This window comes from Streptomyces sp. NPDC005752, assembly GCF_040630715.1.
Classification (GTDB): Bacteria; Actinomycetota; Actinomycetes; order Streptomycetales; family Streptomycetaceae; genus Streptomyces.
The window spans coordinates 1-19280 of sequence record NZ_JBEXYB010000013.1 but is presented as its reverse complement, the minus strand read 5'-3'; the positions used below and the strand labels follow the sequence as shown (position 1 = coordinate 19280).

Sequence of the window (19280 nt, the reverse complement as noted above, 5' to 3'; positions counted from 1 at the left end):
GGATCCCCGCCACCCTACCGGCGCGGGGTGTCCGGACCGAACCCACTGTCCGACTGCTGGACGTCCACCGGATGTACACCCCGGCCACACACGTGTGGACCGGCCCCTCCGGGGAGGGGCCGGTCCACGTGGGAACTGCGTCAGGCCGGCTGGGTCGCCGCGGCGATCCGCTCGGCGCGCAGCGCCTCGTACCAGCGGTCGTCGCTCGGCGGCAGCGCGTTCACGTCGAGCGCCAGCTTCAGCAGGAGGTCCGCGATCAGCGGGTTCCGTGCCAGGACCGGCCCGTGCATGTAGGTGCCGAACACGGTGTCGTTGTACGCGCCCTCCGTGCCGTCACCCGTGCCGTTGCCCCGGCCGAGCCGTACCCGGGCGAAGGGGCGCGCCGCCGGACCGAGGTGGGTGATGCCCTGGTGGTTCTCGAACCCCGTCAGCGGGGGCAGACCCAGATTCGGGTCGATGTCCCCGAGCACGTCGCCGACGCACCGGGCACCCTCACCCCGGGTCGAGACGACGTCGAGCAGCCCGAGACCGGGCTCGCGCTCGCCGAGGTCGTTGATGAACTCGTGGCCGAGGATCTGGTAACCCGCGCAGACGGAGAAGATGATCGCGCCGTTCGACGCGGCCCTGTTCAGTCCGCCGTCCCGCCGCAGCCGCTCCGAGGCGAGCCGCTGCGGCCGGTCCTCACCGCCGCCGATCAGATAGATGTCGCCCGACGTCGGGATGGGCTGGTCACTGCGCACGTCCACGCGCGACACGTCGAGACCGCGCTGACGCGCCCGGCGCTCCACCACCAGGGCGTTGCCCTGGTCGCCGTAGGTGCTGAGGAGGTCGGGGTAGACCCACACCAGCCGCAGGCTGTTGTTGCTCATGCTTCGTCCTCTCCGGGGGTTGCCCGCGCGGGGGTCAGTTGCCGACACGACGGCGCAGATCCTGGAAGGCGGTGTAGTTGGCGATGACCTCGATGCGCCCGGGCGGGGCCATCTGGACGGCCTCGTCCAGGGTCTCGCAGACGCGGAAGTCCAGCCCGGCCACTTCGAGACGGACCGCGAGGTCCAGCTTGCGGTCACCGAGCACGAAGATCGGGTGGCCGTAGAGCTGGGTGTAGTCGACGTCCCACAGCCAGGAGGTGTCCGTGCCGTCGGCGCCGCGCGCGTTCACCGAGAGGATGACCGGGGTGGGCGGCGGGTCGATCAGGGAGAACGTCTCGAGCCAGCCCGCCGGGTTCTTCGCCAGCAGGAGCCGGAGTTCACGGCCGAGGAAGGTGACGACGTCGTAGCGGCCCGCCACGGCCTGCACCTGGTACATGCGCTCCAGGGCGACCTGCGGCGGCACACCGAAGACGGCCGCCACGGCGGCCGAGCTCGTGGCGTTGGCCTTGTTGGCCCGGCCCGGCAGCTGGAGGTGGATCGGCCACGCGGAACCGTGCGGGTCCAGGACGTAGTCACCGTTCAGCGCCCAGCTCGGGGCGGGGCGGCGGAAACCGCACTCGCCGCAGAACCAGTCGTCACCGGGGCGCTGCATCACACCGCCGCAGGACGGGCAGGACCAGGCGTCGTCCTTCCACGCCTGCCCCGCCGCGACCCACACCACGTTGGGCGAGGAGGAAGCGGCCCAGACGATGAGCGGGTCGTCGGCGTTGGCCACGATCACGGCCTTGGAGCCCGAGAGGCCCTCACGCCACTTCTCCGCCAGCATCCGGGTCTCCGCCGCGCGGTCCAACTGGTCGCGGGAGAGGTTGAGCAGCGCGATCACCTTCGGCGTCGTGTCGCGTGCCACACCCGCGAGGTACTTCTCGTCGACCTCGATCACGCCGTACCGCGCGTCCGAGCCGCCTGCCAGGGCGGAGGTGATCCCCGCCGGCATGTTGGCCCCGAGCGCGTTCGACACGACGGGTCCCGCGGCCGTCAGCGCCTCCGCGATCAGCCGGGTGGTCGTCGTCTTGCCGTTCGTCGCGGACACGAGGATCACGTCCAGGTGCTGCGCCAGCCGCCCGAGCAGGTCGGGGTCGAGCTTGAGCGCCACCCGGCCGCCGATCACCGATCCGCTGCCGCGCCCCGCAGCGCGCGACACCGCCGCCGCGGCTTTGCCCGCCGTCACGGCGAGCTTGGCCCGCGGCGACAACGGCTCCGTGTTGCCTGCCATCGTCCTAGATCCTCCTTGCGTAAGTCCGCGCCCAGCCTATCGATGTCCGGCGCGACGACCGCACCTCGGCACCACGGGGAACGTGGAGGTCACGTGGAACGTACGCTTCTCCCCATGCGAAACCGCCCGATCCCCGGCAGTTCCGGACGCGTTCGTGCCATGAGCCTGTTCGGTGCCCCGGCGCTCCACCGCCCGTGCGACGACGTCACCGACTTCGGGCCGTCGCTCGCCCGGCTGGTCGAGGACATGTTCGCCACCATGTACGCCGCGAACGGTGTGGGGCTCGCCGCGAACCAGATCGGCGTGCCGCTCAAGGTGTTCGTCTACGACTGTCCCGACGACGACGAGGTCCGGCACCTGGGCCATCTCGTCAATCCCGTACTCGTCGAGGCGCACGGGATCACCGTACGCGGACCGGAGGGCTGTCTGTCCCTTCCCGGGCTCGAAGCCGGCACCCCGCGTTTCGACCACGCCGTGGTGGAGGGCCGGACGGTCACCGGCGAGCCGGTGCGGATCACCGGCACCGGCTGGTTCGCCCGCTGCCTGCAGCACGAGTGCGACCATCTCGACGGCAGGGTCTACACCGACCGGCTCACGGGGCTGCGCCGCGCCAGGGCGCTGCGCGCCGTGCGGCGCTCGCCGTGGGGCCGTACGGCGGTGTCAGGCTGACAACGGCCCCGGAACCCCCGGACGCCGAGGACCGAGTCCCGGGCGGCCGCTCAGAACCCCTTGCCGCCGGGCAGGTCGCCGGCCTCCGCCAGCCTGCCCCACAGCAGGTCGGCGAGGCTGCGTACCAGCTGTTCGCGCGAGCACGGCCGGTCGCCCAGCCACCAGTCCCCGGCCGCGTGCATCATGCCGACGATGCCGTGGCCCCAGATGCGGGCCATCTGCTCGCTCTCCGGTCCGAGATCGACCCGTTCGACGATCACCTTGCCCAGCTCCTCGCCCAGGCGGCGCAGCAGCGGGGCCGAATGCCGGCCGACGTCGAAGCCCTGCTCGGGGGAGGGGGCCGCGTCGTCGGACGGGTGCATCAGGAAGCGGTAGACCTGCGGGCGGGCCTCGATCGCCGCGAGGTAGGTGTCCAGGGTCGCCTCGACCCGCTCGCGCCGCTCGGACGGGGCGTCGAGCGCGGCCCGCAGGGCGCTCAGCAGCGCGTCGGTGTGGCGCTTGCCGAGCGCGCGGTAGAGGCCACCCTTGTCGCCGAAGTGCCGGTAGAGGATGGGTTTGGTGATCCCGGCCTCCGCGGCGATGGCGTTCATCGACGCCTGCGGGCCGTCCCTGAGCACCACTCGGTCCGCGGCTTCGAGCAGCTCCCGTCGACGGCGTTCGGCCGCCGTGCGCTGCCGTTCCGCCCCTCGTGTGGTCTCCATGTCGTTTCTCCCGCCCCGCCCGGCTGTCCAGCGATCTCGTCACGCCCGGGCAACGTAACACCCTGGTCTGCCACCCATGGATCCGCAGCTGACCGGTTGACAGAAGCTACTTGCTGGTAACACACTGGTGTTACCGCTGGTAACAGATGGATCCGGAAGTGCATGGAGGGAATCATGGCCGAGTTCACGCTCGAGCTCAACGACGACCAGAAGCAGGTCCGTGACTGGCTGCACGGTTTCGCCGCCGATGTGATCCGGCCGGCCGCTTCGGAGTGGGACGAGCGTGAGGAAACGCCCTGGCCCGTCATCCAGGAAGCGGCCAAGGTGGGCATCTACTCCCTCGACTTCTATGCCCAGCAGTTCTTCGACCCTACGGGCCTCGGCATCCCCATGGCCATGGAGGAGCTCTTCTGGGGTGACGCCGGTATCGCCCTCTCGATCGTCGGCACGGGTCTGGCCGCCGTCGGCGTCCTCGCCAACGGCACCGAGGAGCAGATCGGTACCTGGATCCCCCAGATGTACGGGGACGCCGCCGACGTGAAGGTCGCCGCCTTCTGCTCCTCGGAGCCGGACGCGGGCTCGGACGTGGCCTCGATGCGTACCCGCGCGGTGTACGACGAGGCCAAGGACGAATGGGTGCTCAACGGCACCAAGACCTGGGCGACGAACGGCGGTATCGCCAACGTCCACGTCGTCGTCGCCGTCGTCGACCCGGAGCTCGGTTCGAAGGGGCACGCCTCCTTCATCGTCCCGCCTGCCACCCCCGGCCTCTCGCAGGGGCAGAAGTTCAAGAAGCACGGCATCCGCGCCTCGCACACGGCCGAGGTCGTCCTCGAGGACGTCCGCATCCCCGGCCACTGCCTGCTCGGCGGCAAGGAGAAGCTCGACGAGCGCCTCGCCCGGGCCCGTGAGCGTGCCAGGACGGATGGCGAACGGAGTGAGATGGGGGTCCCCCCGGCCGGAGGCTGGGGGAGGGTCAAGAACGCGGCGATGGCGACCTTCGAGGCGTCCCGCCCCGCCGTCGGCGCCATGGCGGTCGGTACGGCCCGCGCCGCCTACGAGGTCGCGCTCGACTACGCGAAGACCCGGACCCAGTTCGGCCGCCCGATCATCGACAACCAGGGCGTCGCCTTCCAGCTGGCCGACATGCGTACGCAGATCGACGCGGCGCGGCTGCTCGTCTGGCGTGCCTCCTGGATGGCGAGCGCGGGCAAGCCGTTCACGGCGGCCGAGGGCTCGATGTCGAAGCTCTACGCGAGCGAGACCGCCAAGACGGTCACCGCGCAGGCGGTGCAGATCCTCGGTGGCAACGGCTTCACCCGTGAGTACCCCGTCGAGCGCATGCACCGGGACGCCGCGATCTACACCATCTTCGAGGGTACGAGCGAGATCCAGCGCCTGGTGATCGCCCGGACCCTGTCGGGGATGCCGATCCGCTAGGCGGTGCCCGACCCGGTCGCGGCAAGGCGGGGCGGGGCCGGACACGGCCCTGCCCCGCCCCGCCTTGCCGTCCGCCTACTTCTGCGGCAGGTTCGCCTCGATGGCCGCCAGGACCTCGGGCGCCTCCGGTTCGGTGCGGGGGCGGATCCGGGCGACGGGCTCACCGGCCGGGGAGATCAGGAACTTCTCGAAGTTCCACTGGACGTCACCGGCCGCGCCCTCCGCGTCGCCGAGCTTCGTCAGCTCCGTGTACAGCGGGTGCCGGTCCTCGCCGTTGACGTCGATCTTCTCGAGCAGCGGGAAGCTGACCCCGTACGTCGTCGAGCAGAACGTTTGGATCTCCTCCGCCGTACCCGGCTCCTGACCCGCGAACTGGTTGCAGGGCACCCCGAGAACGGTGAAACCGCGCTCCCCGTACTCCTTCTGCAGCCGCTCCAGGCCGGCGTACTGCGGGGTGAGCCCGCACTTGGAAGCGACGTTCACCAGTAGGACCGCCGAGCCCTCGTAGGCTCCCAGCGTGGTCGGTTCGCCGGTCAGAGTGCGGAGCGGGATGTCGTGCAGTGTCATGGGATATCTCCTCGGTGGCGTGGCGTCGCCTTCATTGTGACGCCCCCTGCGCGGAGGCGTTCCGGCGGCCGAGCGCCTTGTAGTAGAACGTGGTCGCCCTGAGCGTGCCGTACGGGTCCGCCGCGTAGTCCGGGACGGAGCCGCACGGGTTCCAGCCCGCCGCGAGGTAGAGGTGCTCGGCGTCGCTCCCCGTCTCGGTGTCCAGGACCAGGAGGGTCAGCCCCTCGGCGGCCGCCGACCGTTCCAGCGCGGTCAGCAGCGCCCGCCCGATCCCCCGTCCGCGCGCCGAGGGCCTGACGACCAGCTTGGCCACCTCCGCGCGGTGCCGGGCGTTGGGCAGGGCCGCCTTCACCAGGCCGATCGTGCCGGCCACCCGCTCGTCGTCCCGCGCGATCCAGACCTGCTGGCTGCCCGCCTCCACGGCGGCCGCCCGCTCCCGCCACCAGGTGGCGGCCGAGGTCCGGTCCAGCGGGGCCAGGAATCCCACCGAGGCCCCGCCCTCCACGCTCTCGACGAGCAGAGCGGCGAGCTCATCGGCGTACGTGACCAGTTCGGGGCCGGACACCGGGACGATCTCGGTCATGTAGCAGGTCCTTTCACAGTCGGGGCAGGGCGTTCATCGGTGCGTCGGGGCCGGCGCACGAATCCGGACAGCTCGCCGCCACACCCGCTGCCGCGCGGCCGTACCGGGAACGGCGGCCCGGTCCGGGCCTCCGCCCTCCATCGGCGGCCCGGGCGCGGAGCCCGGCCGTCTCTGCGTCGAGCGTCGGGCGGCCCGGCCCGCCGGGCTCCCGGCACGGTATGTGCGGACCATACGCCCGTAGCCGGACGGCCCGGGGCGGTCCGAATGCCGACCGGGGGAGGGCGTGCCAGTCTGATAAAGAGCGCATAAGCCGCAATGCCGGCATGTGTATGCCGCATCGGCTGCAAAATCAGGGAGGCCGAGATGGCTGGAAGTGTGAGTGGGACGCGAACGGGTCACGACGCCGCCCCAGGGCGCAGGGCCGCTCCGTCCGGCTGGATCGTCTTCGCGGCGGTCATGATGATCTTCGGTGGTGCCATGGCCGTTCTCGAGGGCATCGCCGCCATAGCCAAGGACGACCTGTTCGTCACCACGAGCGACTACGTCTTCAAGTTCAGCCTGACGGGCTGGGGCTGGGTGCACCTCATCCTCGGGATCGTCGTCGTTCTGGCGGGCTGCGCGCTCTTCACCGGGGCTCTGTGGGCACGAGCCGTCGGTGTCCTGCTGGCGGGGCTCCTGGTCGTGGCCAACTTCCTGTGGCTCCCGTACTACCCGTTCTGGTCCATCGTCCTGATCGCGATCAACATCTTCGTCATCTGGGCGCTGTGCTCGCCGCAGAAGGACGCTCGAGCCTGAGCACCAGGACGTAGGAGACCACCACGGAGACGATCACGAGCGGCATGACGGTGATGCCCTCGGACCCCAGGAGCAGCGTGGCCAGCAGCACCGAGGTCATCGGCAGTCTGAGCATGGCGACGCACATGGCTCCGATACCCATCGCGAAACCGGAGGTGGCGTTCAGACCGGGCAGGTGCGAGAGCGCCAGCCCGCCCGCCGCTCCCAGGAACATCGACGGGAAGATGGGGCCACCCCGGAAGGCGCTCAACGACGCCGCATAGGCGAGTGCCTTGCAGGCGATCAGCACGATGAGCGTGGCGACCGTGTACGTGGCGTCCTCGGCGAGCAGACCGCCGAGGGCGTCCTGGCCGGAGTACAGCACCTCGGACGCGTTCCTGCCCGTGCTCTCGGCGTAGAGCAGTGCGAGGACGCCGACGGTGAGGCCCACCATCACGGTCGCGGTCACCCGCCGCTGCTCGACCTGCTCCTGCAAAGCCAGGGCGAGCCTCTTGACGCCGGTGCCCGCGAGGGCCGCGGCGGCTCCCAGGGCGATGGCCCAGCCGAACTCGGCGACGGTGGGCTGGGGCGTGTGCGGCACGTGAGGGAGGGCCAGGGAGTACGTCCCCAGGCCTGTCCACGACCCCAGGCCGATGAAGATGAGCGATCCGATACCCGAGGCCAGCAGCCCGGGAACCAGTGCGACACCGAGCATCATCCCGGCGAGACCGGACGCCTCCATCAGCAGGAAGGCGCCCAAGAGCGGAGAGCCCAGCAGGGTGCTGACGGCGGCGAAGCTCCCCGCCGCCGCCACCATGGCACTCGCGTCCGGGGCGATGCCCGGCTTGAGCAGACGCGCCGCGTACACCGCCAGGCCGCCGCCGAGGGCGATGAGGGGGGCTTCGGGGCCGAGGACCGCGCCGAGCCCGAGGGATGCCAGGGCGGCGAGCGCGACGCCGGGCAACTGCGCGGCTGTCGGCGCCCCCGTGTTCACGAAGCCCTCGGCAGGCTTGTGTCCGGCGGTTCCCGGGAGGTGGCGGATCACCAGGGCGGTCAGCAGGCCCGCCACGGCGAGCAGCGGCAACGGCCACCACGACGGCGTCCTGCCGAAGCCCAGCGCGTGCGGGAGATTCGTGTAGGTCAGGTCCTGCAGTTCGTGGACGAGCGCCAGGAAACCGAACGCCACGGCGGAAATGGGGACACCGAGGGCCGCCACCATGACCAGAAGTACCGCGTACCCGCGGGTGCGGATGACCGAGAGCGGATCGGGGGTCCCGGCGCCGGGTGCTCCGGCCGGTTCGGCCGCCATGGTCATGGTCTCCTCGTGTCGGGTCCCGCCGGGGCGCCTGTCGGCCGCCGGGGTCCACACGGTGATACCACGATGTCCAGTTATGTCCGATGAGTACCCGCTGTGTGCGAGTGGCGAATCCGATCCTTCTGCCCTTCGCCCTCCCCGGCTGCCGGGAGCCGGCCCGCGGCGACCGCGTCCACGAGCGCCCGGTGGTCCCTCTCGTTCTGGTCGGCGTACCGCTCGGCGAACGTCGCCAGAGCCCGGTCGAACACGTCGCCGTGGCCGAGATAGGCCGCGATGGCGATGCGGTCGCCGGACCGTGCGTGCGCCCGGGCCAGCGTCGTCCCGCACAGCTCCCCGAACGCTGTCATGCCGCGCGGCACCATCAGCTCGGGTTCGGCGATGCCCTTCCAGTCGCGCAGCTGCCGCACGTAGAAGTCCCGGCGCTTTCCGTCGAACCCGTCCACCCGTTCCCAGCCCAGGAAGATGTCGCTCGCGGCCTGCATCAGCCGCTGGCCCGCAACCACGCGCTCGCCCTGGTTCCGGTACGCACTTTCCCCCGCGTAGGACGCCAGGACCGAGGTGTCCGCCTCCTTGGCCTGGAGGAAGAGCGGATCCTCACCGTCCCGGCCCAGGAGGAGGAGGATCCAGCAGCGGGTTCCGACGCTCCCCACGCCCACGACCTTTCGCGCCATGTCCACGGGCCGGAAGTCCGCGAGCAGGGAGCGCCGGTCGGACGGGAGGCTGCGGGCGTAACCCCGGATGAGCTTTCGGAACTGTTTCCCGGTCGCGCGCTGTTCCTCGTCGGGCAGCAGGTCCGAGAGCGGAACGATCAGAGGCGGGTCCGGGGCGATGCGGAGCCGCCCGTCGGTCACCTCGGTGAGTTCGGCGAACGCCTGCAGGCTGTCCCGGGTACGGGCCTTCGCCGTCGCACTGGCGACACGCTTACGGCCCACGGCCGCCAGCTTGCCGGCGGCCATGGCCCTGAGACGGTCCTCGTCAACCTTCGTGTACCAGACTTCGAGATTGCGCATGTCCGCGAACCCGATCATCGACTCGCGGTACGACCGCACGGTGGCCCGGACGACGCGGGCCCGCTCCTTGTCCGAGAAACCGTTCGCGCGGCCGGCTGTCACGAGGCTCGCCGCCAGCCGCTTGACGTCCCATTCCCAGGGCCCCGGCAGCGTCTCGTCGAAGTCGTTGATGTCGAAGAGCAGGTGGCGCTCGGGCGAGGCGAGCAGTCTGAAGTTCAACAGGTGGGCGTCGCCGCACAGCTGGGCCCTGATCCCGGAGTCAGGCGTCCCGGACAGGTCGGACGCCATGATCGCCGCGGCGCCGCGGTAGAAGCGGAACGGTGACTCCGTCATCCGCCCGTACCGGATCGGAACGAGCTCCCGCACCCTGGTCGCGGACTGGGCCTCCAGGAGGGCCAGCGGATCGGGGCGGCCGGCGCGGGGCTCGTAGGCGTCGTGGCTGGACCTGGGGGTCCGTCGGCGGGCCTCTTTGCCGAGAGCGGCCCGCTCCTGGGGCGTCGCACCCGGTACGGCGCGGAGCGGCGAGGTGCGTTCCTGGGGCATGGCGGCCCTCCTGACTGCGTGCGAGGCGTGCGGGCGACCCCTGCCTCCCATCATCCCGGCCCGGCCCCGTTCCGGCCGCTCGGCCTGGTCACGTACCCCTCTCCCGGCGAGGGCGAGGGTGTGGCCATGGACCTCAGGTCTGTCCGCGGCTCCGAACCGCCTGTCTGCGGCCCACGCGCCGCCAGATCGCCCGCTGGGACCTCAGCGCGAGAGCACCCACCACGATCAGCACGGCGATGTTGACCAGGAGCTGGATGAGCGAGCCCCATGCCTCGGACCAGCTGCCGAAGGCCGTCGAGACGCTGAGGGCCGCGGCCGCCGGGATGGTCGTCACCGAGATGAAGACCCCGAGCAGGGCGCTGGTGCGGGCCTCCGTGAGGGACACGATGCCGACGACACCGGCCAGGGCCGCGACGGCGAAGGAGAAGAAGTTGGGGGTGTTGATCAGGTTGGAGACGGGCCGCAGCCCCCGGTCGAACGCATCCGACTGCAGACCGAAGCCGCGGATGAGCAGACTGAAGAGGAAGGTGACCGCGACCGTCAGCAGAAAGCCCCTCCAGAGGGCCGACAGTCCGGTGTGGACCATGCCGCGGTCCCCTCTGTCGAGCCCGAGGGCCACGGCCACGATCGCCCCGTACTCAGGGCCGACGACCATCGCTCCGACGATGAGGATCTGGGAGTTGGTGACGATGCCTACCGAGCCGATCAGGCCCGCGATGACCAGGTACAGGTAGAAGCTCGGGGGGTACCTCCCCCCTGACCGGATGCGAGCCTCCACCTGCTCCCACACCGGCGCGCCGGCGAGCGCCCCGAGCCGTCGGGTCGCGGCCTCCGAGGCAGGCCCCGGGAACGCCATGTCGACCTGCTCGACGACGAGGGACCCGCGGAGGTCGAGCCGGAGATCCCGCAGGCCGCGCAGCACCTCGTTCGCGGCCCCCGCCGGCATGTCGCACGCGACGGAGTCGCCGTCGGGGTTACGGGCGTCGCCCCGCCGCACGGTCAGGTTCAGGACGTACGGGTCGTCGGCGAGGAACTCCTCGACCCGCTCGGTCAGGTCCGGCGGGCTGACGGCGCGGACATGGATCAAGTCCACGCGCCACCCCCGCGATGCCGGGGGAGCGGACGGGAGACGCTACCAGGACAGTGGCTTTCGCGAGGGTATGGAGGAGATTGGACGGTCATGGACCGATACCCTCCCACAGGGGCGCACGGTCCGGCGGGCGACCTGCAGGCGGGCGCGCCCGTTTCGGGGTGAGGACGCCCACCTGCGCGACAGCGCCGGGTTCTTCGCAGGAGAGCTGGGATCCGTCGTGCAACTGGGCACCGCTTCCCAGGCGTTCACGCACCTGTCCCTCATCGCAGCCGTCCGGGTCCGCGACGGGGCACTCGACCGGCAGCGGGACCGAACGTCACTGCTCGCTGTCGTCCCACTCCGTGCCGAGCAGCGGGCTGTCGATGGTCCGCAGGAGAGCCACCAGGGCCATGCCCAGCCGCAGGTCGTACCCGGGCACGTGCAGATGCACCGCGTCGCCCTTCGACCTGAACTCCAGCGGAGCACCATCCTCACCGCTCGCCCTCGTGGTGTGTCGTACGGGCTTGAGAGGATCGGTACGTGGAATCTCCCGAGCCCCTTCCCGGACTCTTCCCCGGACCGCAGCCGGAAGCCGGCCGCAGCGAGGCACGCCGCCCGGTGCGGTGCGCCCTGTGCGGACGGCCCCTGACCGGTGCGGAGTCGCGCCGCACCGGGCTCGGTCCCGCCTGTGACGCCAAGCTGCACCCGGCGGGCCCGGACATCCGGACCCGCCGGCACGACGTGGACCAGGACCCGCTGCCCGGCATCTGATCAGCGGCGGCGCGCTACGCCCCGCCGAGGCGCCGGAAGAGTCCCTCCTGGACCACGGACACCAGCAACTGCCCCTGGCGGTCGTAGATCCGCCCCCGGGCCAGCCCGCGGCCGCCCGTGGCGATCGGCGACTCCTGGTCGTACAGGAACCACTCGTCCGCCCGGAACGGCCGGTGGAACCACATGGCGTGGTCCAGGGACGCCATGTCGAAGCCCCGCGGCCCCCACAGCGGCTCGACGGGGATCCGTACCGCGTCCAGCAGGGTCATGTCGCTCGCGTACGTCAGCGCGCAGGTGTGCACGAGCGGGTCGTCGCCCAGAGGGCCGACCGCGCGCATCCACACCGCGCTGCGCGGGTCCGCGTCCTTGATCTCCTCCTGCGTCCAGCGCAGCCGGTCGACGTAGCGGATGTCGAAGGGCTGGCGGCGCGCCATCCGCTCCAGCGCCTCCGGCAGGCCGCCCAGGTGCTCGCGCACCTCGTCGGCCACCGTCGGCAGGTCGTCCGGATCGGGCACGACACGGGCCGGCGGCAACTGGTGCTCGAATCCGGCCTCCTCCGGGCGGTGGAAGGACGCCGTCAGATTGAAGATCGTCCGGCCCTGCTGCACGGCCGTGACCCGGCGCGTGGTGAAGGACCGGCCGTCCCGCACCCGCTCCACGTCGTACACGATCGGGACTCCCGGGCGTCCCGGACGCAGGAAGTAGGCGTGCAGCGAGTGCACCGGACGGTCCCCGTCCGTGGTGCGGCCGGCCGCTACCAGTGCCTGGCCCGCCACCTGACCGCCGAATACCCGTTGCAGGGACTCCTCGGGGCTGCGGCCACGGAAGATGTTGACCTCGATCCGCTCCAGGTCGAGCAGGTCGACCAGGCGCTCGGCGGGGTTCGTCGTCATGCGGTTCTTCTCCACTCCTCGAGCCGGCACACCGTCACAGCTGGCCCACGGCCGTGACCCGGACGACTGCCCGGCCCTCCTCGTCGGAGGCCGCGAGATCGACCTCCGCACGAATTCCCCAGTCGTGGTCGCCGGCCGGGTCGGCGAAGGCCTGCCACACCCGCCAGAGACCGTGCTCGGGGTCCTCGTCGATCTTCAGCAGCTTCGGGCCGCGCGCGTCCGGGCCCGTGCCCAGCTCCTCGTGCGCGTCCCAGTAGTCGTCCATGGCCTCGCCCCACGCGTCCTCGTCCCAGCCCGCGTCGGCGTCCAGCTCGCCCAGGTCGCGGACCCGGTCCAGAGCGGCCAGCTCCACCCGGCGGAACATCGCGTTGCGTACCAGCACCCGGAAGGCGCGGGCATTGGCCGTGACCGGCTTGACCTCGTCGGCCCGCTCCTGGGCCTGCTCGGCCGTCTCCACATCCGGGTTGGCCAGCTGCTCCCACTCGTCCAGGAGGCTGGAGTCCACCTGACGCACCATCTCGCCGAGCCAGGCGATCAGATCCTCCAGGTCCTCGGACTTCAGGTCGTCGGGAATGGTGTGCTCAAGTGCCTTGTAGGCGCTCGCCAGATACCGCAGGACGATGCCCTCGGTGCGGGCCAGCTCGTAGTTCGAGGTGAACTCGGTAAAGGTCATGGCCCGTTCGTACATGTCCCGGATCACGGACTTCGGCGACACCGGGTGGTCGCCCACCCACGGATGGCTCGTGCGGTACACGTCGTAGGCATGCCAGAGCAGTTCGCTCAGCGGCTTCGGGTACGTGACCTCCTGGAGCCGTTCCATCCGCTCCTCGTACTCGACGCCGTCCGCCTTCATCTGCCCGACGGCCTCCCCCCGCGCCTTGTTCTGCTGGGCGGCCAGGATCTGCCGCGGGTCGTCGAGCGTCGACTCGACGACGGAGACCATGTCCAGGGCGTAGGACGGCGATTCGGCGTCCAGCAGGTCGAAGGTGGCCAGCGCGAAGGTGGACAGCGGCTGGTTGAGCGCGAAGTTCTGCTGGAGGTCGACGGTGAGCCGCACGATCCGGCCCTCCGCGTCGGGCGTGTCGAGCTGCTCCACGACACCGCCGTCGAGCAGCGAGCGGTAGATCGCGATGGCCCGGCGGATGTGCCGCAGCTGGGCACGGCGCGGCTCGTGGTTGTCCTCGAGCAGATGCCGCATCGCCTCGAAAGCGTTGCCCGGGCGCGCGATCACCGAGAGCAGCATCGTGTGCGTGACCCGGAAGCGGGAGGTCAGCGGCTCGGGATCGGACTGGATCAGCTTGTCGAAGGTGGTCTCCGACCAGGCGACGAAACCCTCGGGGGCCTTCTTGCGGACCACCTTGCGCTTCTTCTTGGGGTCGTCGCCCGCCTTCTTGACGGCCTTCTCGTTCTCGATGACGTGCTCGGGGGCCTGCGCGACGACGAAGCCCGCTGTGTCGAACCCGGCGCGGCCCGCGCGGCCCGCGATCTGGTGGAACTCGCGGGCGCGCAGCGTGCGCACGCGGGTGCCGTCGTACTTGGTGAGGGCGGTGAACAGCACGGTCCGGATGGGCACGTTGACGCCGACGCCCAGCGTGTCCGTCCCGCAGATGACCTTCAGCAGGCCCGCCTGTGCGAGCTTCTCCACGAGCCGGCGGTACTTGGGGAGCATGCCCGCGTGATGCACCCCGATCCCGTGCCGTACGTAGCGGGAGAGGTTCTGGCCGAACTTGGTGGTGAAGCGGAAGCTGCCGATCAGATCGGCGATCTTCTCCTTCTCCTCCTTCGTGCACATGTTGATGCTCATCAGCGACTGCGCGCGTTCCACCGCCGCGGCCTGCGTGAAGTGCACGATGTAGACGGGCGACTGCCGGGTGTCCAGGAGCTCGGTGAGCGTCTCCGTGATCGGCGTCAGCCGGTACTCGTAACTCAGCGGCACCGGCCGGGTCGCGGAGCGCACCACGGACGTGGGACGGCCGGTGCGGCGCGTCAGGTCCTTCTCGAACATCGCGACGTCGCCGAGCGTCGCCGACATCAGCACGAACTGGGCCTGCGGCAGTTCCAGGATCGGGATCTGCCAGGCCCAGCCGCGGTCCTGCTCCGCGTAGAAGTGGAACTCGTCCATCACGACCTGGCCGATGTCGGCGTACCTGCCGTCACGCAGCGCGATCGAGGCCAGCACCTCGGCGGTGCAGCAGATGACCGGGGCGTCGGCGTTGACCGAGGCGTCGCCGGTCAGCATGCCGACGTTCTCCGTGCCGAAGAGCTTGCACAGGTCGAAGAACTTCTCCGAGACCAGCGCCTTGATCGGCGCGGTGTAGAACGTGACCTTGTCCTGGGCCAGTGCGGTGAAGTGCGCACCCGCCGCGACCAGGCTCTTGCCGGAGCCCGTGGGGGTGGAAAGGATCACGTTCGCCCCGGAGACCACCTCGATCAGCGCCTCCTCCTGAGCCGGATAGAGGGTGATGCCCTGGGATTCGGTCCATGACGAGAAGGACTCGAAGAGGGCGTCCGGGTCGGCGGTCGGGGGGAGCTGATCGATAAGGGTCACGCCCCCATCTTGCCTCTCTCCTGCCCGTATGAGGGAACCGGAGGACCCGGCGAAGATCACGGACGATACGCTGCCCACTCAACTCGGCCGCCGCACACAGGTCATGGCGGCCCGGCCTGACACACGGCCGAATCACGATGGGGGCGGGAACAGCCATGATGGGACCGGCACACTCACTGTCAGGGGCAGCGGCCTGGCTGGGGGTGGGTGCCGCGGCCGCCGCGGCGGGTCACGCGATGCCCTGGCCCGTCCTCGTCGTGGGGGCCCTGATTACCGCGGGGGCCGCGCTCGCCCCGGACCTCGACCACAAGTCGGCCACGATCTCGCGTGCCTTCGGCCCCGTCTCCAAAGGCCTCTGCGAAATAGTCGACAAGCTCTCCTACGCCGTCTACAAGGCGACCAAGGGAGCCGGGGACCCGCGCAGGACCGGAGGCCACCGCACTCTCACCCACACATGGCTGTGGGCCGTACTGATCGGTGCGGGCTGCTCCGTGGCGGCGATCACCGGCGGCCGGTGGGCGGTGCTGGCCATCCTCTTCGTCCACCTCGTCCTCGCCGTCGAGGGACTGCTGTGGCGTGCGGCCCGCGTCTCCAGCGACGTCCTGGTCTGGCTGCTCGGCGCGACCAGCGCGTGGATCCTGGCAGGCGTCCTGGACCAGTCGGGGAACGGGTCCGACTGGCTGTTCACCGCCCCCGGCCAGGAGTACATGTGGCTCGGGCTGCCCATCGTCCTCGGAGCCCTCGTCCACGACATCGGCGACGCCCTCACGGTCTCCGGCTGTCCGATCCTTTGGCCCATACCGTTGGGCCGCAAGCGGTGGTACCCGCTCGGCCCGCCGAAGTTCATGCGCTTCCGGGCGGGCAGCTGGGTCGAGATGAAGGTGCTGATGCCCGCCTTCATGGTCCTCGGCGGAGTGGGCGGCGCCGCCGCCCTCAACATCATCTGACCGTCCCGGGCCGTTCCGGGGGGCGGCGGGCCCGTGGCCGTAGCACCATGACTGCATGTTGCTCGCCCGGCTCGCCCACGTGTCCCTGGAGGTCGCCGCGACGTCGGCCCGGACCCGGAAGACCGCCCTGCTCGCCGGGCTCTTCCGGGACGCGGCGCCCGCCGATGTCCCGGTCGTCATCCCCTACCTCGCCGGCCGCCTCCCCCAGGGGCGGCTCGGGATCGGTTGGAGCGCTCTGCGCCACGCGGTGACGCCCGCCGAGGCGCCCACGCTGACGGTGGCGGAGACGGACGCGGAGCTGACGGCGATCGGCGCGCTGACCGGCCCAGGCTCGCAGTCCGCCCGCAAGGAGCGCCTGATGCGGCTGCTCGGCGCCGCCACGGCGGACGAACAGTACTTCCTGCGTGGACTGCTCACGGGGGAGGTGCGCCAGGGGGCACTCGACGCCCTCGCCGTCGACGCCCTGGCCGACGCGGCCGGAGCGCCCCGCGCGGAGGTACGCCGCGCCGTCATGCTCGCCGGATCGGCGGCCCCTGTCGCCCGTACGCTGCTCGCGGAGGGCCCCGGGGCCCTCGCGGCCTTCCGGCTCACCGTCGGCCGGCCGGTCCAGCCCATGCTGGCCCACACCGCCCGCTCGGTCACCGAGGCGATCGACCGGCTCGGGCCCTGCGTCGTCGAGGAGAAGCTGGACGGCATCCGCGTCCAGGTGCACCGGGACGGGCCGCAGGTGCGCGTCCACACCCGCACCCTCGACGACATCACCGACCGGCTGCCCGAACTCGCCACGGCCGTGGCCGGCTTTCCCGCCGGCCGGTTCATCCTCGACGGCGAGGTGATCGCGCTCGGCGACGACGGGAGGCCCCGGCCGTTCCAGGAGACGGCCGGCCGGGTCGGGTCCCGGCGCGACGTCGCCACCGCGGCGGACGCCGTCCCGGTGGTCCCCGTGTTCTTCGACGTGCTGTCCGTGGACGGCCGTGACCTCCTCGACCTCCCCTTCTCCGAACGCCATCAGGAGCTTGCCGAGCTGGTGCCCGAAGCGATGCGGGTACGGCGCCTCGCCGTGGACGACCCCTCGGACGAGTCGCAGCGCGAAGCCGCGGTGGCGTTCTCCGAGGAAACGCTGGCCCGAGGGCACGAGGGCGTCGTGGTCAAGGGCGTCACCGCGGCGTACGGTGCGGGCCGCCGGGGTGCCTCCTGGCTGAAGGTGAAGCCCGTGCACACCCTGGACCTCGTGGTGCTGGCCGCCGAATGGGGACACGGCCGACGCACCGGGAAGCTCTCCAACCTGCACCTGGGGGCACGCCGGGAGGACGGCACCTTCGCGATGCTGGGCAAGACCTTCAAGGGACTCACGGACACCATGCTCCTGTGGCAGACCGAACGCCTCCGGGAGCTGGCCACCGCCGACGACGGACACGTGGTGACGGTGCGCCCGGAACTCGTCGTCGAGATCGCCTACGACGGGCTCCAGAGCTCCACCCGCTACCCGGCGGGTGTCACGCTGCGGTTCGCCCGTGTCCTGCGCTACCGGGAGGACAAGCGGGCCCGGGACGCCGACACGGTCGACACGGTCCTCTCGCACCGGACCTGACACCCGGCACGGCCCTGCGCCGGAAACGACGCCGGCCCCCCGCCCGCACGGCGGAGGCCGGGGGAGGGGGCCGGGACGGCCGGCTCAGCCGTCGGCCGAGGCACCGGCGGTGTGCGCGCGGATCTCCTCCGGCGTGAGGTAGGCGTCGGTGTACTCGAAGTCGCGCAGGGTGGCCTGCTTACGGGCCTGGAAGCCCGTGCGCACGAAATCGTCACCGGCGACCGCGTTGAGCAGCCAGTTGGTCATGACCCGGGTCTTGGCGACATTCGTCCGCAGCGCCGCCCAGTGGTAGCCGCGCGCCGCCGCCTGCGCGGGCATGCCCCTCAGCTCGATCCCGAGCGGCTTGGAGACGGCGTCCCGGCCGCCGAGGTCCACGACCAGGCCGAGGTCCTTGTGGACGTACGGCTGCAGTGGACGGCCGCGCAGCGACGCGATGATGTTGTCCGCCAGCTTGCGGCCCTGGCGCATCGCGTGCTGAGCGGTGGGCGGGCAGATCGCCCCGTCCCCCTTGGCCAGGTCCGGAACCGCCGCCGCGTCGCCGAGCGCGAACACCCCGTCGCTGCCCGGAAGGCTCATCTCCGGTGTCACGGCGAGCCGGCCGCGCACCGTTTCCGCGTCGAGGGTGGCGACGAGCGGACTCGCCGCGACACCCGCGGTCCAGATCAGCGTGCGGCAGGGCAGTACCCGGCCGTCCGTGAAGGTCACCTTGTCCGGGCCCGCCTCCGCCACGGAGACGCCCAGCGAGACCTCGATGCCGCGCTTGCGCAGGATCTCGAGGGCGCTGAGACCGAGCTTGTCACCGAGCTCGGGCATGAGCTTGGGCGCGATGTCGATCAGGTGCCACTTGATCAGCTTGGGGTCCAGCCTGGGGTAGTGCTTGACGGCGTTGCTGGTGAGCAGCTGCAGACACGCGGCCGTCTCCGTACCGGCGTACCCGCCGCCCACCACCACGAACTGCAGCCGCGACGCCCGCTCCTCCTCGTCGTGACTGGCGTCGGCCAGATCGAGCTGGGAGATGACGTGGTCCCGGATGTAGGCGGCCTCGGCCAGGGTCTTCATGCCCCGGGCGTTCTCGACGAGCCCAGGGATGTCGAAGGTCCTGGTGACGCTGCCCGCGGCCAGCACGATGTAGTCGTACGGCTCGTTCACGATCTCGTCCGTGATCTTGCGGACCACGCAGACCTTCGCCTTCGTGTCCACTCCGATCGCCCCGCCCGGCACGATCCGGGTGCGGTGGCGTCGACTGCGCCGCAGGGAGACGGCGACCGACTGGGGGGTGAGCACCCCGGAGGCGACCTGCGGGAGCAGCGGCAGGTAGAGCTGGTACGAGAACGGGGTGACGAGCGCGATGTCCGCCTCGCCGGGCGCGAGACTGCGCTCCAGCCGGCGCACGCACTCCACCCCCGCGAAGCCGGCGCCGACAACAAGAATCCTGGGTCGTGCCACGGTGTGCGTCCCTTCTCGGGTTTACGCGGTCATCGCTCGCCTGCCCCGTATCCGGGGCCAGTCACTCCCTCATCCTTACCGGAGGGGGCCCGGTTCGCCTCTTGTGCGGCGGGGTGGTGACATGTTCTGTGCGACGGGGCGGTGACACGACTCACGGCATCGCGTCCGGCGCACTGCCGGTGCCCCGCGTCCGCGTGCGGCGCCCGCGGCCCGGGGGGGGGGGCACCACCCCGACCCCCGGGGGGGGCGCGACGGGGCAGGCACGCCC

17 protein-coding genes are annotated in these 19280 nt (G+C 71.1%); 6 read left to right on the top strand and 11 right to left on the bottom strand.

All coding sequences use genetic code 11. The features are described from left to right. Positions 1-140: 140 nt before the first annotated feature. Together ABZ441_RS13275 and ABZ441_RS13270 are read right to left on the bottom strand one after the other, a co-directional pair. A complete protein-coding gene (locus ABZ441_RS13275; RefSeq protein WP_358972097.1) occupies positions 141-869 on the bottom strand; it encodes a glutamine amidotransferase in 729 nt (242 codons plus the stop codon). A gap of 34 nt (positions 870-903) precedes the next feature. Next, a complete protein-coding gene (locus ABZ441_RS13270) occupies positions 904-2142 on the bottom strand; it encodes a MurT ligase domain-containing protein (RefSeq protein ID WP_031094061.1) in 1239 nt (412 codons plus the stop codon). Positions 2143-2256: 114 nt separating this feature from the next. Between ABZ441_RS13270 and def the strand changes: the two genes are divergently transcribed. Then, a complete protein-coding gene (gene def / locus ABZ441_RS13265) occupies positions 2257-2811 on the top strand; it encodes a peptide deformylase (protein ID WP_205023280.1) in 555 nt (184 codons plus the stop codon). Between the two features lie 50 nt (positions 2812-2861). Here the strand turns inward: def and ABZ441_RS13260 are convergent, their stop codons facing one another. Then, on the bottom strand, positions 2862-3512 hold the full coding sequence (locus tag ABZ441_RS13260; RefSeq protein WP_358972092.1) for a TetR family transcriptional regulator: 651 nt from the start codon (positions 3510-3512) through the stop codon (positions 2862-2864). A gap of 174 nt (positions 3513-3686) precedes the next feature. Between ABZ441_RS13260 and ABZ441_RS13255 the strand changes: the two genes are divergently transcribed. Continuing rightward, positions 3687-4952, top strand: coding sequence for an acyl-CoA dehydrogenase family protein (locus ABZ441_RS13255; protein ID WP_358972089.1), 1266 nt, complete (start codon positions 3687-3689; stop codon positions 4950-4952). 75 nt (positions 4953-5027) lie between these two features. Here ABZ441_RS13255 and ABZ441_RS13250 read toward each other — a convergent pair whose 3' ends face one another. Both ABZ441_RS13250 and ABZ441_RS13245 read right to left on the bottom strand, forming a co-directional pair. Further along, entirely contained in the window at positions 5028-5519 is a 492-nt protein-coding gene (locus tag ABZ441_RS13250; protein ID WP_358972086.1) for a glutathione peroxidase, read from the bottom strand. A gap of 31 nt (positions 5520-5550) precedes the next feature. Then, positions 5551-6102, bottom strand: coding sequence for a GNAT family N-acetyltransferase (locus ABZ441_RS13245; RefSeq protein WP_358972082.1), 552 nt, complete (start codon positions 6100-6102; stop codon positions 5551-5553). Between the two features lie 363 nt (positions 6103-6465). Between ABZ441_RS13245 and ABZ441_RS13240 the strand changes: the two genes are divergently transcribed. Beyond that, on the top strand, positions 6466-6897 hold the full coding sequence (locus ABZ441_RS13240; protein WP_358972079.1) for a hypothetical protein: 432 nt from the start codon (positions 6466-6468) through the stop codon (positions 6895-6897). Here ABZ441_RS13240 and ABZ441_RS13235 read toward each other — a convergent pair. The 3 genes from ABZ441_RS13235 to ABZ441_RS13225 form a co-directional block, all read right to left on the bottom strand. Further along, positions 6854-8185 (bottom strand): chloride channel protein, encoded by a 1332-nt coding sequence (locus ABZ441_RS13235; protein WP_358972076.1) that lies wholly within the window; start codon positions 8183-8185, stop codon positions 6854-6856. The two genes, ABZ441_RS13240 and ABZ441_RS13235, sit on opposite strands and share 44 nt — an antisense overlap. Positions 8186-8265: 80 nt before the next feature. Then, positions 8266-9744: a DUF2252 domain-containing protein gene (locus ABZ441_RS13230; RefSeq protein WP_358972073.1), complete on the bottom strand. Its 1479-nt coding sequence runs from the start codon at positions 9742-9744 to the stop codon at positions 8266-8268. Between the two features lie 133 nt (positions 9745-9877). After that, a complete protein-coding gene (locus tag ABZ441_RS13225; protein WP_358972070.1) occupies positions 9878-10837 on the bottom strand; it encodes a DUF389 domain-containing protein in 960 nt (319 codons plus the stop codon). Positions 10838-11356: 519 nt separating this feature from the next. Here ABZ441_RS13225 and ABZ441_RS13220 point away from each other — a divergent pair. Beyond that, the gene (locus ABZ441_RS13220; protein WP_358972067.1) at positions 11357-11587 is read left to right on the top strand and encodes a DUF6011 domain-containing protein; all 231 of its coding nucleotides are present in this window, start codon (positions 11357-11359) and stop codon (positions 11585-11587) included. A gap of 14 nt (positions 11588-11601) precedes the next feature. On the opposite strand, the gene ABZ441_RS13215 is transcribed toward ABZ441_RS13220, so the two are convergent. Further along, a complete protein-coding gene (locus tag ABZ441_RS13215) occupies positions 11602-12480 on the bottom strand; it encodes an acyl-CoA thioesterase II (protein WP_358972064.1) in 879 nt (292 codons plus the stop codon). A 34-nt stretch (positions 12481-12514) separates the two neighbouring features. Then, positions 12515-15028: a DUF3516 domain-containing protein gene (locus ABZ441_RS13210; RefSeq protein ID WP_358972061.1), complete on the bottom strand. Its 2514-nt coding sequence runs from the start codon at positions 15026-15028 to the stop codon at positions 12515-12517. 155 nt (positions 15029-15183) lie between these two features. Between ABZ441_RS13210 and ABZ441_RS13205 the strand changes: the two genes are divergently transcribed. Both ABZ441_RS13205 and ABZ441_RS13200 read left to right on the top strand, forming a co-directional pair. Further along, positions 15184-15975: a metal-dependent hydrolase gene (locus ABZ441_RS13205; protein WP_358972058.1), complete on the top strand. Its 792-nt coding sequence runs from the start codon at positions 15184-15186 to the stop codon at positions 15973-15975. A 55-nt stretch (positions 15976-16030) separates the two neighbouring features. Beyond that, positions 16031-17566 carry an ATP-dependent DNA ligase gene (locus tag ABZ441_RS13200; protein WP_358972055.1) on the top strand — a complete coding sequence of 512 codons (1536 nt, stop codon included), beginning with the start codon at positions 16031-16033 and terminating at the stop codon, positions 17564-17566. An 84-nt stretch (positions 17567-17650) separates the two neighbouring features. Here the strand turns inward: ABZ441_RS13200 and ABZ441_RS13195 are convergent, their stop codons facing one another. Then, entirely contained in the window at positions 17651-19012 is a 1362-nt protein-coding gene (locus ABZ441_RS13195; RefSeq protein ID WP_358972053.1) for an NAD(P)/FAD-dependent oxidoreductase, read from the bottom strand. Positions 19013-19280: the final 268 nt, after the last annotated feature.

Coding starts and splice junctions, on each gene's coding strand:
- ABZ441_RS13275 (WP_358972097.1), bottom strand. CDS start 869: ATGAGCAACAACAGCCTGCGGCTGGTGTGGGTCTACCCCGACCTCCTC.
- ABZ441_RS13270 (WP_031094061.1), bottom strand. CDS start 2,142: ATGGCAGGCAACACGGAGCCGTTGTCGCCGCGGGCCAAGCTCGCCGTG.
- def (WP_205023280.1), top strand. CDS start 2,257: ATGCGAAACCGCCCGATCCCCGGCAGTTCCGGACGCGTTCGTGCCATG.
- ABZ441_RS13260 (WP_358972092.1), bottom strand. CDS start 3,512: ATGGAGACCACACGAGGGGCGGAACGGCAGCGCACGGCGGCCGAACGC.
- ABZ441_RS13255 (WP_358972089.1), top strand. CDS start 3,687: ATGGCCGAGTTCACGCTCGAGCTCAACGACGACCAGAAGCAGGTCCGT.
- ABZ441_RS13250 (WP_358972086.1), bottom strand. CDS start 5,519: ATGACACTGCACGACATCCCGCTCCGCACTCTGACCGGCGAACCGACC.
- ABZ441_RS13245 (WP_358972082.1), bottom strand. CDS start 6,102: ATGACCGAGATCGTCCCGGTGTCCGGCCCCGAACTGGTCACGTACGCC.
- ABZ441_RS13240 (WP_358972079.1), top strand. CDS start 6,466: ATGGCTGGAAGTGTGAGTGGGACGCGAACGGGTCACGACGCCGCCCCA.
- ABZ441_RS13235 (WP_358972076.1), bottom strand. CDS start 8,185: ATGGCGGCCGAACCGGCCGGAGCACCCGGCGCCGGGACCCCCGATCCG.
- ABZ441_RS13230 (WP_358972073.1), bottom strand. CDS start 9,744: ATGCCCCAGGAACGCACCTCGCCGCTCCGCGCCGTACCGGGTGCGACG.
- ABZ441_RS13215 (WP_358972064.1), bottom strand. CDS start 12,480: ATGACGACGAACCCCGCCGAGCGCCTGGTCGACCTGCTCGACCTGGAG.
- ABZ441_RS13205 (WP_358972058.1), top strand. CDS start 15,184: ATGATGGGACCGGCACACTCACTGTCAGGGGCAGCGGCCTGGCTGGGG.
- ABZ441_RS13200 (WP_358972055.1), top strand. CDS start 16,031: ATGTTGCTCGCCCGGCTCGCCCACGTGTCCCTGGAGGTCGCCGCGACG.